Below are 15,141 nucleotides of genomic sequence, written 5' to 3'. Positions count from 1 at the left end.
TGAGCACGCAGATGGGGTGGTCGTTGCCCATCGCCCGCAGGGCGGTGACCACGCCGACGCCGTCGAGCTCGGGCATGTTCACGTCGAGGACCATGGCGTCGGGGGCGGCGGAACGCACCAGGGCGAGCGCTCGGGCGCCGTCACCGGCGGTGACGACGTCGAAGCCCGAGAGTTCGAGGCCGCGCCGCAGCGACGCCAGCACCCTGACCTCGTCGTCGACGACCAAGATCTGCTGTCCGGTCATCTGCCCACCCTAGTGCGATCCATCGTTTCCCCTGGTCAGCGCACGTGTGCCGGGCGGATCACCACGACGCCACCCGGTGCGTCGCCGTGCTCGCAGTCGCCTCGCAGCTCGACGCTCGGCTCACCTGGGCGCGCGGGCAGTGCGGGCAGCGGTGTGGCGGGCTCGCCCTCGAAATGCTCGAGGTGGATACGCGGTCCCGGGGCCGCTTGGTTCGGCAGCAGCGGCAGGGCGGGCACGCCGGGCGCGGAGCAGATGATCAGCGTCTGCTCGGGCCCGATCTCCCTGGTCACGGTGGGATCGGCGGTCGCGGCGCCGGCGACGCCCGCGATGGTGCCGGTCAGCAGCGCGAAGCCGCCGACGAGGGCGACGGCGCGGGCACGGCGGCGTGGGGTGATGACGGTCATGGTCTCGGACTCCTCCGGTGGGGATGTCGGCCGGTCGGCTCGACCGGCGAAACCGACGCTAAGCAGCCGATCTTCACGCTCTGTTGAGCAATCGTTAGAGTTCTCTTGGGATCGCGACCCCCTGATTCCACCGGGTCGCCGAAAGACGTTGCTCGCCATAAGGTGGTACCAACCGTTCTGGTCGAAACGACAGTTCGGGGTTCCGGTAATAGTGTTGGATGATCTTCACTTCGCCTCGACCGTGGTGGGGGGCCGACAGTGATGCGAGTGTTGGAGCATTGATGACGCGTGATCTGGGTTTCGATGACGGTGCCGCGCGCGCAGAAGGCGCCGATACCGCCTACCGCGTCGCCAACGGCGTCGCCCGGGTAGCCCGGGCGGGCGCCTACGTCACCGGTGGCGCCCTGGTCGCCGCGAACGGCACCGACACCAGCAACGCCGACAGCAACGCCGACAGCCGCTACGCCGGTTGGTCCTCGCAGGTCCCGTCCGACCCGAGCCCGGACGCGCCGAGCCCGGTGATGACGTTCCCCGACCTCGCGGACACGCCCGCGCCCCATCCGGTGGCGCCGCACGCCCCGTTCGCCGCGCACCCGCCCGCCGCGGCCGACGTCTCGATGGTCGCGCGATCCACCGAATCCGAGTGGCGCCCAGAGATTCCCGGATCCGAGGGCGACACCGACATCCGCATCCCCGGCGCAGGCGACAATTCGTCCGGCTTCGGTCTCCCCGGCTACACGCCCGCACCGGTCAAGCCCGGCTTCGGTGGCGACGAGGACAACCAGCTCGGCCTGCCGAACTCGCCAGGCTTCGGCCTACCCGGCCATGGCATCGGCATCCCCGGCTTCGACGGGCTGCCCGGCAACGGTGTCGGTATCCCCGGCTTCGACGGCATCGGCCTGCCCGGCGGACCCGGTGCCCTGCCCGGCGCGGGCGGTGCGGCCGGATCGTTGCCCGCCGATGGACCGTTCGACGGCATCGGCGACATGTTCGACGGCATCGGTGCCATGGTGAACACCGAATGGCAGGTCGACGCGCACGTCGGCCTCGACGGTGTCTGGTTCACCTCGCAGATGAAGGTCACCGGTCAGGTCGGCCAGGTCGGCGATCAGCTCGACGACTACGGCAAGTGGCTCGGCGACGGCCTGAAGGTCCCCGGCGACACGACCGGTGGAACCACCGGCGGCATGACCTCGCCCACCGGCCCCAGCCTGCCCGGTTCCTCGTCCTCCGGTGTCGGTCTGCCCGGCACGACCACCGCGCCGTCGGGCGTGGCCCCCGCGCCTGCACCGGCGCCCGCGCTGGCCCAGGCCCCCGTGACCGCGCCTGCCCCCGCGCCGATCGCGCCCGCCCCGGTTCCGGTCGCGCCCGCCGCGCCCGCGCCGGTCGCCACCAGCCCGGTGGTCAGCACGCCGCTGCAGACGACCATCCAGCCCGATGCCGCGTCGACGCCGATCGCCAATGTCTTCGGCGGTGCGGGCGCCGCCTCGCCGCTGACCGCGCCCGCCGCCTCGGTGCCCGCGCTGTTCGCGCCCACCAAACCCGTTGTGGCGCCGGACGTCACCGGTGGCAGCACCCCGTCGACGGTCCCGGTGACGGTGCCGTCCACGCAGCCGACGGTTGAGATCGACACCCCGACCACGGTGAAGGTGCCGGATCTGCCCACGCCGACGACGGCCGCCACCATGCCGGAGATCACCAAGCAGCCCCAGGTCACCGTGCCGCCGACCGCGGGAACCGGTGGCACCGAGCCGACCGTCCCGGACGACGACATCGTCACCACCAAGCCGGGCACCACCGGTGGCGTCACCGCGCCCTCGACCAACCCGAGCACCCCGACCGTCGACGTACCCGACCCCACCGTCTCGCAGCCGACGGCGACGGTGCCCACCCAGCAGCCGACCGCACCGACCCAGCAGCCGACGATGCCGACCCAGCAGCCGACCGTCGACATCGATCCGCCGACCGTGGTCACCCCGCCGCCGGTGGTGACCGTGCAGCCGACCGTGGCCCCGGTGAAACCGCCGGTCATCGACACCAAGCCGATCGCCGCCGATTTCGATCGTCAGCCCGACAGCTACCATGGCGTGTCGGCCGGACTGTTCGATTCCGGGGTTGGCGGCGCCGATCTTTCGGGTGCCGTGTTTCCCTCCGAACACCATGGGTATGACTTCGTCATCTGACGATCAGGTCGTCTGACCAAATGGCGTAGTCCCAGTCTCGGCCGGGCTCCTGCAACGAGAGTGAGGAACAGGTTGTCTGCCGCTGCCGGACTGCAGGCCGCGACGGTGAAGCATCCGGATGTGATGGCTCCGGTCGTGTCCCTCGTCGACGAACTGCGGGAACTGGTCCGCAGCGGCGGCCGGGACGACCTCGACGCGCGGCTCGGGATGGTCCGGGCCAGGCTCAGCGACACCAGGGTCCGCCTGGTCGTCGTCGGTGAACCGCAGGCCGGGATGAGCACGCTGGTCAACAGCATGGTCGGTACCCCGGTCAGCGCGACCGACGGCAAGCCGAGCGTCCCGGTGATCGTCGAGTACGGACCAGCGCCGAGCGCGACGCTGGTGAAGTCGGCCCAGCGCGGCCGCGTCGAGCGGGTGCCCGTCGATCCGCTGAATCCCGGCCCCGCGCTGACCGCGCTCGGCGTGCTGCGCGCGGAATTCGCCGAGCCGAGCCCGCTGCTGGCCGACGGTCTGGTCGTGATGGACGCCCCCGGCGCCGCCACCCACGAGAGCGCGGCCTGGTCGATGATCGCCGCCGCCGACGTGGTGCTCTACGCCGCCGATGCCGCCGCCGAACTGACCGAGGCGCAGCTGGACTACCTGCGCCGGGTCGAGCAGGTGTGCCCGTCGGTGGTGTGCGTGCTCACCAAGATCGACCGCAACCCGCACTGGTCGCTGACCCAGCGACGCAACCGCACCCTGCTCGACGGCGCAGGCCTGAACTTCGCGGTCGCCCCGGTCTCGGCGCTGCTGCACCGGCAGGCCGAGGAGACCGGCGACCAGCAGCGTGACATCGAGTCCGGGATTCCCCAGCTCATCGATCACCTGCACGACTACGTTGTCGCCCAGGCCGATTCGGTCGCCGTGGCCGCCGCGGTGCGCGATATCGCCCTGGTCACCGATCAGCTCGGCGTCACCCTGCGGGCCGAGGCCGACACCCTGCGCGATCCGCGCAGGCGCGCCGAGATCACCCAGCGACTTGCGGCCGCCCGCGCCGAGGCCGATCAGCTGCGTCAGCGCACCGCCACCTGGCAGGTCACCCTCGTCGACGGCAGCTCCGAGCTGAGCGCCGACATCGAACACGATCTGCGACACCGGCTGCGCACCCTGGTCCGCGAGGCCGAGGCCGAGATCGCACGCACCGATCCGGCCCGCAAGTGGTCCGATTTCGCGACCGAGCTCGACGCGCGGATCTGCGAAGCCGTCGAGGAGAACTTCGTGATGGCGCACTACCGCGCCGTCGAACTCGCCGAGCAGGTGGCCGCGAAGTTCCCGCCCGACAACCGCACCCCGCCGCTGCCCGAGCTGCGCCTGACCAACCCCGGCGACGTGCTCGAGCCGGTGCAGCCGCTGGAGACCCTCGAAAGCGCGAAATCCAGTGTCGGACAGCAGGCGCTCTCGGCGCTGCGCGGTTCCTACGGCGGCATCCTGATGGTCGGTCTGGCCACCAGCCTGCTCGGGATGTCGCTGGTCAACTGGTACTCCGCGGGCGCGGGCGTGCTGCTCGGCGTGAACGCGCTGTGGGACGACCGCCGCAATCGCAAGCAGCGCAGGCAGTCCGAGGCCAAGGTGGCCGTCGCCCGGCTGGCCGACGACGTGATCTTCCAGGTGGGCAAGGAATCCCGCAACCGCCTGCGCACCCTGCAGCGGGTGCTGCGCGACCACTACACCGAGATCGCCGCCGAGGTGGGCCGCACCGCCGAGGAGGCGTTGCGCGCCGCCGAGGAGACCGGGCTGCGCTACGGCGACCACCGCGAACTGCGCATCACCGAGATCGACGCGGGCCTGCGCACGCTGGCCGGGCTCCGGGAACGCGCCGAGCGCCTCGCCTACTGACGCTCAGGCAGGCCGGTTCGACGGCGTGTGCGCGGGCTGGAAATGACCGGCCTGGCGGGAGTCCTCCGCCCTGATCACGTGGGTCACCGCGTTGATCAGGGCCAGGTGGGTGAACGCCTGCGGGAAGTTGCCCAGGTGCCTGCCGGTGTGCGGGTCGATCTCCTCGGCGTAGAGACGCAGCGGGCTGGCCAGGCCGAGCAGCCGCTCGCACAGCTGGGTGGCACGTTCGAGTTCGCCGATCTCCACCAGCGCCGACACCAGCCAGAACGAGCAGATGGTGAAGGTGCCCTCCTCGCCGGTGAGCCCGTCGTCGGTGGTGTCGGTGTCGTAGCGCAGCACCAGGCCGTGCACGGTGAGCCGGTCGGCGATGGCGAGCACGGTCGCCTTCACACGGTGGTCGTCCGGCGGCAGGAACCGGGTCAGCACCACCAGCAGCAGGGACGCGTCGAGGGTGCGGCTGCCGTAGGTCTGGGTGAACACGCCCTCCTCGTCGACGCCGTTGGCGAGCACGTCCTCGCGGATCTCCTCGGCGATGTCGAACCATTCCATGGCCCGCTCGTGCTGACCGTGCAGCTGGGCCAGCCGCGCGCCGCGGTCGAGAGCGACCCAGCACATCACCTTCGACGAGGTGAACTGCTGTGGCTCGCCGCGCACCTCCCAGATGCCGCGATCGGGTTCGCGCCAGCGCGAGATCGCGGCGTTCACGGTGCGTTCCAGCATCGGCCAGAGTGATTCCGGCACCAGCTGACGGGATTTCACGTGCAGGTACACGGCATCGAGCATGGTGCCCCAGATGTCGTGCTGGTCCTGGTTGTAGGCGGCATTGCCGATCCGCACCGGGCGCGAGTTGTCGTAGCCGGAGAGGTCGGGCAGGATCTCCTCGGTGATCCGGCGTTCGCCGCCGATGCCGTAGAGCACCTGCAGGGGCAGCGCGTCACCGTTGTCGCCGGTGGTCGCGTCGTTGAGGAAGTTGAAGAAGTCGTCGGCCTCGCGGTCGAGACCGAGGGTGTACAGACCCCACAGGGCGAAACTCGAGTCCCGCACCCAGGTGTAGCGGTAGTCCCAGTTACGTTCCCCGCCGGGGGTTTCCGGCAGCGAGGTGGTGGCCGCGGCCAGCAGCGCGCCGGTGGGCGCGTAGGTGAGACCCTTGAGCGTCAGCGCGCTGCGCTGCAGGTAGCTGCGCCACGGATGGTCGGGGAAATCGCCGAGAGTGATCCAGCGGCGCCAGCATTCGGCGGTCGTCCACATCTTCTTGGCCGCCTCGTCGAAGGTGGCGGGAACGGGCAGATCCGACCACGACAGCGCCACGAACACCGAATCGCCTTCGCTCATCCGCGTGCGCGCCCGCGCTTCCCGTCCCTCCAGGCCGAGTCGCAGGTCGGTGGTGAGGATCAGGGACGCTCCGGCCTCGGGATTGTTCACGGCGACCGCGGTCGCCTCCTCGTAGACCTTGCCGGTGTACTCCCAGCGCGCGCCGCCGCGGTGATAGTCGAACGAGGGCTGGCAGCTCATCTCCAATTCGACTGTGCCGCTGACACATCTCACCGTCCGCAACAGGATGTGCTCGGCGTCCCAGTCCATCGGGGTACGGCGGTGGGTCCTGGAGCGGGCCATATTGTTGTGCCAGGGGCCGAGTACCAGCGCGTCGCGCACGATCAGCCAGCCGGTCTCGGTCTGCCAGGTCGTCTCGAGGATCATCCCGCCCGGCAGGTACCGCCGCGCCGCGGGCACGTGCTTGCCGTAGGGCCCGATCCGGAAGTGCCCGGCGCTGCGGTCCAGGATGGCGCCGAACACGCTGGGGGAGTCGGGCCGGGGGACACACATCCACTCCACCGAGCCGCTGCTGGCGATCAGGCAGTTCGTCTCGCAATCGGAGAGGAACGCGTAGTCGTCGATCGGCGGGAAGGCACCGCGACGGCCGCTCGAGGAGACCGGACTCAGAATCGGCAGGCTGTCAGCGCTGGAAGACTCCATACCCCATCATCAGGGCACTGCCCGCCCTCGTCCACCGGCACCGCGCCCGCAGTGCTGTTCGGCCGGTCACAGCGACGGGAATTCGCCCGTTCACGGTCACCGACTAGTCTGGTCGGCGTGCAACGCATCGCAGGTTGGTGGGACGGCTTCGAGCTCTGGGTAGCCGGGCTGCCCTTCATCCCCCAGTTCCTCGTCGTGCTGGTCGGCATGGTCCCGATCAGCTTCGCCATCGCCTTCCTGCTCGACCGCGCCCTGCGCGCGATCTTCCGGCTGCTCGGCCGCGAGGATCGCATCGAGCCGTCGATCCCGGCCGCCGTGCCCGTCGCGGCGCCCGCGCCGGTATCCGTCGCCGCCGCGCGCCCGACCGTCGGCAGCGGTGCCCGCTGATGCCACGTTCCCGCGTTCAGCTCGCTCTGGTTGCCCTGCTCGTTCTCGTCGTCATCGCCTGGTTCTTCACCAGGTGACGCACCGGCGCGAGCGGCTGCCCGCGCCGGCGCTTCCGGTCTAGTTCTTGCGCCAGTCGTCGAAGCGCTTGCCCAGGTCGGCGACCGTCCGCCCGACCTCCTGGCCCACGGTGTTCACCGCCGACCCCACGTCCTTGCCCAGGTCACGCACGGTGCGTACGAACATGTCCTCGGACTGGTCGAAGGACTCGCGGTAGCTGCGGGCTGCCTCTTTGACCTCGTCGCTGATCCGCGCGTTCTTGTCGTGCTCGCGGCGCGGGTAGCTGCCGCCGAGGACCCGCTCGTAGTCGCCGGACTGGATCCAGCGGCGCAGTTCGGCGGCGCGCAGCACCGAGAACGGGTGCGACTGCAGCTCCAGGTTGAGCAGCTTGAGGACACCGTCGCGCAGGTCACCCGAGCGTAGGTAGTCATCAGCCTGGTCGAGGAACGCGCCGTGGTTCATCTCGTGCAGCCAGGCGCCGCCCGCGGTTTTCATGTGCACCCGCACCGAGGCCTCCACGTCCTGGCAGCACAGCAGCCCGGCCCGGTCGCCGGACAACTCCGACTTGCGGCTCCACTCCATCAGCGCCGCCACGATCGCGCGCAGCGCCCAGCCGCCGACCGGGAGCCAGCCGACCGAGGCCGACAGCCGCATCAGGTGCATGAGCATCGTGCGGTACACCGCGTGCCCGGACAGCGCGTGCCCGAGCTCATGGCCGATGACGAACCGCAGTTCCTCGGTGTCCATCAGTTCGAGCAGGCCGGTGGTGAGGACGATGAACGGCCGGTCCATGCCGATGGTGAAGGCGTTGACCGACGGGTCCTGCAGGACGTACATCTCCGGCGTGGTCTGCGCGTCGAGCACGCCGACACAGTCGGCGCGCAGCTCGTGCAGCGTACGGAACTGGCGGTCGTCGACCCGCACGGCGGTCGCCAGGTACATCAGCCGGTGCTGACGTTCCCGCAGCAGGCTCGACAGCGCACGCAGCACCGTGTCGAAGCCGCTCAGCGAGCGCAGCGCCACCAGTGCGGTGCGGTCGGCCGGATGCTCCCAGGTGCGCGTGCTGATCTCCGGGAAACGTACGCGAACGCGGTCTGGAGCCATGGTCATAGGTTGAAATCCCCCCTCGGTGTGGAACTCTCGTCGATGCGAACCATCATGTCGTAATCTGCTACAGTCTGCCTGTGTCGTCGAGTGTCGCCCCGCAGATCCGCCATGAACTGGCGTTGATCGCTGTCGGCAACCTCGCCGTCGCGGACATCCTCTGTCGATGATCGGCCACCGGACACGTCTGCGCGTTCTTGCCCAGTAGACTGGCGCGCGCTTTTTCTTTCGCAGTCGTAGTCCGTCACACCGGGGGTCACTGGGCCCGAGTCGCGCCAACTGTCGTGCGTCCATCGCACGGCAGGTCTACCGATCGACGAGCGTACTCCTGTCGCAACGAAAGACGTTGTCCGGCAGGTACTTTCCGAAAGGTTCACCCGATGTCTCGCAACACCTGGATCGGCTCGCGCCGCCGTGCCGCCGCTGTCGCCCTCACTGCTGTCGCCGCGGTCACCCTGGCCGCCTGCGGCGGTGGCGCCAGCGACTCGACCGACGGCGACGTGGGAGCCGACGGCAGCGGGGGCACCATCAACCTCTACGCCTACGCCGTCCCGAAGCCGGGCTTCGACAAGGTCGTGCCCGCGTTCAACAAGACCGAGGCGGGCAAGGGCGTGCAGGTGCAGGCCTCCTACGGCGCCTCGGGCGACCAGTCGCGCAAGGTCAAGGACGGCGCCGAGGCCGACGTCGTGAACTTCTCGGTCGAGCCCGACATCACCCGTCTCGTCGACGCGGGCCTGGTGGAGTCGAACTGGAACGCCGACGCGAGCAAAGGCATCCCGTTCGGCTCGGTCGTCACCCTGGTCGTGCGCGAGGGCAACCCCAAGGGCATCAAGGATTGGGACGACCTGCTCGAGCCGGGTGTCGAGGTCGTCACCCCGAACCCGTTCAGCTCGGGCTCGGCCAAGTGGAACCTGCTCGCCCCCTACGCCGCCAAGAGCGACGGCGGCAAGAACCAGCAGGCAGGCCTGGACTACCTGGCGCAGCTGATCTCGCCCGAGCACGTCAAGGTCCAGCCCAAGTCGGGCCGCGAAGCCACCGAGACCTTCCTGCAGGGCACCGGTGACGTGCTGCTGAGCTACGAGAACGAGGCCATCTTCTCCGAGCGCAACGGCGACCCGATCGAGCACGTCAACCCGCCGACCACATTCAAGATCGAGAACCCGGTCGCGGTGCTGAAGAACTCCCAGAACCTGGCCAAGGCCACCGCGTTCCGCGACTTCCTGTTCACCCCCGAGGGCCAGCGGGCATGGGCCCAGGCCGGCTTCCGTCCGGTCGACCCGAAGGTCGCCGCCGAGTTCGCCGCCGACTTCCCGACCCCGGCCAAGCTGTGGACCATCGAAGACCTCGGTGGCTGGAAGGCCGTCGACCAGGAGCTGTTCGCACAGGGCACCGGCAAGGTCGCGGTCATCTACGACCAGGCCACCAAGTAGGTCGTGACCCAGCGCACACGCGATACTGGACAACTGTGACTGACAGCAGTAGGCACGCCGGGACCGGGACAACCCCCGATCCCGGCGTCGCCGTGAAACTGGAGAAATCGCCGCCGACCCCGCGCGGCCCCCGCTGGTCGTGGCTGCGCGTGACCGGCTCGGTGGGGCCGCTCGGCATCGCCATCGCCGTGCTCTGGCTCAGCATCATCGTGCTGCTGCCGCTGGCGGCGCTGACCGTCAGCTCGCTCGAGGGCGGCTGGCCGGCGTTCTGGGACGCGGTCACCGCGCCGTCGGCCCTGGATTCGCTGCGGGTGACGATCGGCGTCTCCGTCGTCGTCGCCGTGCTCAATGTGGTGATGGGCACCCTCATCGCCTGGGTGCTGGTGCGTGACGAGTTCCCCGGCAAGGGCGTCGTCAACGCGCTGATCGATCTGCCGTTCGCGCTCCCGACGATCGTCGCCTCGATCGTGCTGCTCGCGCTGTACGGCCCGAACAGCCCGGTCGACATCCACCTCAACGCCACCCAGCCCGGTCTGGTCGTCGCGTTGGCGTTCGTCACGCTGCCGTTCGTCGTGCGGTCGGTGCAGCCGGTGCTGATCGAGGTCGACAAGGAAGTGGAGCAGGCCGCGCTGTCGCTCGGCGCGAGCAACTGGATCACCTTCCGCCGCATCGTGCTGCCGACGCTGACCCCGGCGATCATCTCCGGCGGCGGTCTGGCCTTCGCCAGGGCGATCGGCGAGTTCGGCTCGGTGGTACTGATCGGCGGCAACATCCCGGGCGAGACGCAGATGACCTCGCAGTACATCCAGCAGCAGATCGAGGTCGACCGTCCGCTGAACGCGGCGGCGGTCTCGGTGGCGCTGCTGGTCATCTCCTTCGCCACGCTGCTCGTGCTGCGGTTGCTGGCTGAGCGTGCGTCCCGGAAGGAGAGGGCAGCCGAATGAAGCTCTCCGTGTTCACTCGCCTGTCGCTGCGCACCGTGGCGCTGGGCTATCTGCTGATTCTGCTGGTACTGCCGCTGGGGATCATTCTGTACCGCACGTTCGAGCGGGGGATCGGCGCGTTCATCGACTCGATCACCACGCCCGCCGCGATCTCGGCATTCCAGCTGTCGACGCTCATCGTGGCCATCGTGGTCCCGCTGAACGTGATCTTCGGTGTCATCACCGCGCTGGCGCTGGTTCGCAGCAAGTTCCCCGGCCGCAACCTGGTCCAGGGCATCGTGGACCTGCCGATCGCGACGTCGCCGGTCGTGGTGGGTGTTTCGCTGATCCTGCTCTGGGGCGCGGGCGGCTGGTTCGGCGCGCTCGAGGACGTCGGCTTCAAGGTGATCTTCAGTTTGCCCGGGATGGTGATCGCGACGATCTTCGTCACGTTGCCGTTCGTCGTGCGCGAGGTCGAACCGGTGCTGCACGAGATCGGCGAGGATCAGGAGATGGCCGCCGCGACCCTCGGCGCCAACGGCTGGCAGACCTTCTGGCGGATCACCCTGCCCGCCATTCGCTGGGGCCTGACCTACGGTGTCGTGCTCACCGTCGCCCGTTCGCTCGGCGAGTTCGGCGCGGTGATCATGGTCTCGACCGCGCTACGCGGCGAGTCGCAGACGCTGACCCTGCTGGTGCACAGCCGCTACATCAACGACCACAACACCTTCGGCGCCTACTGCGCGGCCACCCTGCTGATGGGCATGGCACTGGTGGTACTTCTCCTGATGACTCTCCTCGAACGCAAGCGGGGCCCCGAATGATCACCGTGACCAACGCGCGCAAGAACTACGGTTCCTTCGCCGCTCTCGACGATGTCAGCATCGACATCCCCTCCGGCGAGCTGACCGCCCTGCTCGGCCCGTCCGGTTCGGGCAAGTCGACGCTGCTGCGCTCGATCGCGGGCCTGGAGTCGCTGGACTCGGGCATCGTGATGATCGCGGGCAACGACGTCACCCACGTGGCGCCGCAGAAGCGCGACATCGGCTTCGTGTTCCAGCACTACGCCGCGTTCAAGCACATGACGGTGCGCGACAACGTCGCCTTCGGCCTGACGATCCGCAAGCGGCCGAAGAAGGAGATCGACAAGCGCGTCGACGAGCTGCTCGGCATCGTCGGCCTCGACGGTTTCCAGCATCGCTACCCGGCGCAGCTCTCCGGCGGTCAGCGCCAGCGCATGGCACTGGCGCGCGCACTCGCCGTCGACCCGCAAGTGCTGCTGCTCGACGAGCCGTTCGGCGCCCTCGACGCCAAGGTCCGCACCGACCTGCGGAAGTGGCTGCGGAGGCTGCATGACGAGGTCCACGTGACGACCGTGCTGGTCACCCACGACCAGGAGGAGGCGCTCGATGTCGCCGACCGGATCGCGGTGATGAACAAGGGCCGCATCGAACAGGTCGGTTCGCCCGAGGACGTCTACGACCGCCCTGCCAACGAGTTCGTCATGTCGTTCCTCGGTGCGGTGGCCCGGCTCAACGGCCATCTGGTGCGCCCGCACGACATTCGCGTCGGTCGCGATCCGAGCATGGCGATGGCCGAGCACGAGGGCACCGCGGAGTCCGCGGGCGTTACCAGGGCGACGGTGGAACGCATCGTCCGGCTCGGTTTCGAGGTGCGTCTGGAGCTGCGCAATGCGGCGACCGGCGATCAGTTCGCCGCGCAGGTCACCCGCGGTGACGCCGCGGCCCTGCACCTGAGCGAGGGCGAGACGGTCTACGCCCGCGCCACGCGGATCCCGGATCTGCCGCAGAGCTGAGATCCCGCGCCCCTGTTGCCCCGGGGTCACCCGGTGGGACGATATGGGTTCGGCGTGGCCGCGGCCGCGCCGAACCGGGCGGGGCCGAGCATGCGGGGAGCGCGCGGGCCGCGTCGACGGTGGTCGGGAACCTGGGGTGCACGCGCCTGCAGGCGCCGGGACCGGAGGAAGACATCATGTCGACCGGGGTGTTCAGCGTAGATCCGTTACGTCGCTCCATCGGAGCGCAGGTCATCGGCCCGGGGGACGCGGGCTACGACGAGGCTCGCACCGTCTGGAACGGCGCGATCGACCGGCGGCCGCTCGCGGTCGTGCGACCCGCCGACACCGCCGAGGTCGCCGAGGCGGTCGGCGTGCTCCGGGCAATAGAGGCGGACCTGACCGTGCGCGGCGGTGGCCACAACTACGCCGGTCACGCGGTGGCCGACGGCGCGGTGATGCTCGATCTGAGCAAGCTCGACAGTGTGCTCGTCGATCCGCTGCGCCGACGCGCACGGTGCGGTGGCGGCGCGACCTGGGCCGAGCTCGACGGCATGGCCGCGGCCCAGGGACTCGCGGTGACCGGCGGTTTCCTCAGCGACACCGGCATCGGCGGGCTCACCCTCGGTGGCGGGTTCGGCTGGCTGACCCCGATGTTCGGGATGAGCTGCGACAACCTGGTGTCGGTAGAGGTGGTGACCGCTGACGGTCGTGTGGTCGTGGCGTCGGAGCGGGAGAATCCCGATCTGTTCTGGGGCCTGCGAGGCGGTGGCGGCAACTTCGGGATCGCCACGAGTTTCGAGTTCGAGTTGCACGAGTTCGGGCCGATGGTGCAGGTCGCGCTGCTGTTCTGGCCGCCGGAGGACGGTGTCGCCGCGCTGACCGAGGGCCAGGCGGTGCTGATGAGCCTGCCCGAGCGGCACTTCGGTTCGATGAACGCGATCAGCGGCCCGCCCGCGCCGTTCGTTCCGGAGCGCTGGCAGGGCGAACCCGGCTTCGTGGTCGCCATCGCCGGTGACGGAACAGCCGACGATCTCGCCGACGCGGTGGTCCTGCTGCGGGCACTCACCCCGGCCCCGGCCTGGGAACTGGTCGCCGAGATGCCCTACCCGGCGTTACAACAGCTGTTCGACGACATCGCGCCGTGGGGGATGTGCGCCTATGAGAATTCGCTGTACCTGGACCGGATCGATGTCGCGGCGGCCGAGGTGATGGTGCGCCACTACCTGCTGCGGACCTCGCCGTTGTCGGTGATGCCGACGATGCCGCTGTGCGGGCAGTTCTGTGCGACGGCCGACGCCGACTCCGCCTTCGGCGGGTCTCGGGCGCCGGGCGTGATCGTCAGTATCTCCGGGGCGTGCCCCGATCCGGCCGGTTACGCGGCCGAACGGACGTGGGTGCGGGATTTCTGGACCGAGTTGCGCCCGTTCGCCCGTGCCGAGCAGGGCTACGTCAACTTCATGAGCGACGCCGGACAGGAGCAGGTCGCGCAGACCTACGGCGACAAGTACGGCCGGTTGCGCGCGGTCAAAGCCGCATGGGACCCGGACAATGTGTTCCGGCACAACGCGAACATCCCGCCCGCCGTCCGCTGAGTTGTCGAGCCGTTCGCTGAGCGTCCACGACACTGTAACCGCGCGCTGCGTCCGCGCAGGATAGCCGGTACCGGCGGTCCATTCGACGAAATGGCGCGCTCGGCGCGAACTTCGTTTTTGTGCTTCCCGGAAGTTTCCTACAACTGTGTAGGACGTAGTGTCACAGGTAGAGCCATTTTTACTGGTGAGTAGCTTTTCCTCCAGGCATTTCGACGCGCCGAACACGCGAAATCGGAACGATCGCAGAGTTGACGTGACCCCTTGTAGGTGTAACTATTGGAAACAGTAAATGTCCCTTGAGGAGAGGCAGTGACGACGATGTCTGCGCCCACCACCCCTGACGTCGATCCCGTAGTCGCGGAGGCTCAGGCGTACGCCGAGAAGTTGCTGATGCTGTCGGAGGCTTCCGTCGACCGGCACTTCGACCCGTTCGAGGACATCGACTGGGACAACCCGGACTTCGACCCGGACTGCAAGCCGGAGCGCTGGATGCTGGTGCCCGCGGCCGACCCGATCGGTCGTCACCCCTGGTACCAGGCACTGCCGCAGGATCTGAAGATCGAGATCGGCAAGGTTCGCCAGGCCAACGTCGCCAAGGTCGGCCTGCAGTTCGAGGCCATCCTGATCGTCGGCATGATGCAGTACATCTTCAACCTGAAGAACAACGATCCCGAGTTCCGGTACTGCTCGCACGAGATGATCGAAGAGCACAACCACACCCTGATGTTCCAGGAGATGGTGAACCGCGTCGCCGACGTGCCCGGCATGGGCCCGCTCGTGCGCCAGATCCGCCACCTGGGTGGCTTCGGTGGTTCGTGGCTGCCCAACTTCTTCTTCATGGCGGTGCTGGCCGGCGAAGAGCCGATCGACCACATCCAGAAGGACATCCTGCGCTCGGGTGCCGACATCCACCCGATCATGCGCGGAGTGATGGCGATCCACGTCGCCGAGGAAGCTCGCCACATCTCCTTCGCGCACGAGTTCCTGAAGAAGAACGTGCCGGCCGCGCCCAAGTTCAACCGGGCGGTGCTCTCGATCGCGATGCCGTTGATCATGTTCATCCTCGGCCGCGCGATCGCGACCCCGCCGAAGACCTTCTTCAAGCAGTTCGACGTGCCGAAGGAAGTCCGCAAGGAGCTGTTCTACGGTTCCAAGGAGTCCAAGAAGGTC

The 15,141-nt window shown here is 68.9% G+C and carries 14 protein-coding genes; 10 read left to right on the top strand and 4 right to left on the bottom strand.

Going from position 1 to position 15,141, the window contains the following annotated elements; genetic code table 11:
* Both ACFWPJ_RS07650 and ACFWPJ_RS07645 read right to left on the bottom strand, forming a co-directional pair.
* Positions 1-244, bottom strand: a 244-nt coding sequence (locus ACFWPJ_RS07650; protein ID WP_378848481.1) for a response regulator, incomplete at its 3' end; no start/stop codon positions are given.
* A 35-nt stretch (positions 245-279) separates the two neighbouring features.
* Positions 280-648, bottom strand: a complete 369-nt coding sequence (locus ACFWPJ_RS07645) for a hypothetical protein (RefSeq protein ID WP_378848479.1) — start codon at positions 646-648, stop codon at positions 280-282.
* Between the two features lie 281 nt (positions 649-929).
* Between ACFWPJ_RS07645 and ACFWPJ_RS07640 the strand changes: the two genes are divergently transcribed.
* Positions 930-2,831 carry a hypothetical protein gene (locus ACFWPJ_RS07640; protein WP_378848476.1) on the top strand — a complete coding sequence of 634 codons (1,902 nt, stop codon included), beginning with the start codon at positions 930-932 and terminating at the stop codon, positions 2,829-2,831.
* A gap of 72 nt (positions 2,832-2,903) precedes the next feature.
* A complete protein-coding gene (locus ACFWPJ_RS07635; protein ID WP_378848473.1) occupies positions 2,904-4,706 on the top strand; it encodes a hypothetical protein in 1,803 nt (600 codons plus the stop codon).
* 3 nt (positions 4,707-4,709) lie between these two features.
* Here the strand turns inward: ACFWPJ_RS07635 and ACFWPJ_RS07630 are convergent, their stop codons facing one another.
* Entirely contained in the window at positions 4,710-6,680 is a 1,971-nt protein-coding gene (locus ACFWPJ_RS07630; protein ID WP_378848470.1) for a glycoside hydrolase family 15 protein, read from the bottom strand.
* Between the two features lie 117 nt (positions 6,681-6,797).
* Between ACFWPJ_RS07630 and ACFWPJ_RS07625 the strand changes: the two genes are divergently transcribed.
* Positions 6,798-7,067 carry a hypothetical protein gene (locus ACFWPJ_RS07625; RefSeq protein ID WP_378848468.1) on the top strand — a complete coding sequence of 90 codons (270 nt, stop codon included), beginning with the start codon at positions 6,798-6,800 and terminating at the stop codon, positions 7,065-7,067.
* Positions 7,068-7,184: 117 nt separating this feature from the next.
* Here the strand turns inward: ACFWPJ_RS07625 and ACFWPJ_RS07620 are convergent, their stop codons facing one another.
* On the bottom strand, positions 7,185-8,234 hold the full coding sequence (locus tag ACFWPJ_RS07620; RefSeq protein ID WP_378848466.1) for a M48 family metallopeptidase: 1,050 nt from the start codon (positions 8,232-8,234) through the stop codon (positions 7,185-7,187).
* A gap of 74 nt (positions 8,235-8,308) precedes the next feature.
* Here ACFWPJ_RS07620 and ACFWPJ_RS07615 point away from each other — a divergent pair, with 74 nt between their 5' ends.
* The 7 genes from ACFWPJ_RS07615 to ACFWPJ_RS07585 form a co-directional block, all read left to right on the top strand.
* On the top strand, positions 8,309-8,398 hold the full coding sequence (locus ACFWPJ_RS07615; RefSeq protein ID WP_019045829.1) for an Ms4533A family Cys-rich leader peptide: 90 nt from the start codon (positions 8,309-8,311) through the stop codon (positions 8,396-8,398).
* Positions 8,399-8,608: 210 nt separating this feature from the next.
* Entirely contained in the window at positions 8,609-9,658 is a 1,050-nt protein-coding gene (locus tag ACFWPJ_RS07610) for a sulfate ABC transporter substrate-binding protein (protein WP_378848464.1), read from the top strand.
* A 92-nt stretch (positions 9,659-9,750) separates the two neighbouring features.
* The gene (cysT, locus tag ACFWPJ_RS07605; protein WP_378848490.1) at positions 9,751-10,602 is read left to right on the top strand and encodes a sulfate ABC transporter permease subunit CysT; all 852 of its coding nucleotides are present in this window, start codon (positions 9,751-9,753) and stop codon (positions 10,600-10,602) included.
* Positions 10,599-11,405 (top strand): sulfate ABC transporter permease subunit CysW, encoded by an 807-nt coding sequence (gene cysW, locus ACFWPJ_RS07600; protein WP_378848462.1) that lies wholly within the window; start codon positions 10,599-10,601, stop codon positions 11,403-11,405. Before cysT ends, cysW begins: the two co-directional genes overlap by 4 nt.
* On the top strand, positions 11,402-12,397 hold the full coding sequence (locus ACFWPJ_RS07595) for a sulfate/molybdate ABC transporter ATP-binding protein (RefSeq protein WP_378848460.1): 996 nt from the start codon (positions 11,402-11,404) through the stop codon (positions 12,395-12,397). Before cysW ends, ACFWPJ_RS07595 begins: the two co-directional genes overlap by 4 nt.
* Before the next feature lie 176 nt (positions 12,398-12,573).
* Positions 12,574-13,971 carry an FAD-binding oxidoreductase gene (locus ACFWPJ_RS07590; protein WP_378848458.1) on the top strand — a complete coding sequence of 466 codons (1,398 nt, stop codon included), beginning with the start codon at positions 12,574-12,576 and terminating at the stop codon, positions 13,969-13,971.
* Between the two features lie 318 nt (positions 13,972-14,289).
* The coding region (locus tag ACFWPJ_RS07585; protein ID WP_378848489.1) for a diiron oxygenase at positions 14,290-15,141 on the top strand (852 nt) is incomplete at its 3' end.

This window comes from Nocardia sp. NPDC058497 (assembly GCF_042720195.1).
Classification (GTDB): domain Bacteria; phylum Actinomycetota; class Actinomycetes; order Mycobacteriales; family Mycobacteriaceae; genus Nocardia.
This window is presented reverse-complemented; position numbering and strand designations above follow the sequence as displayed.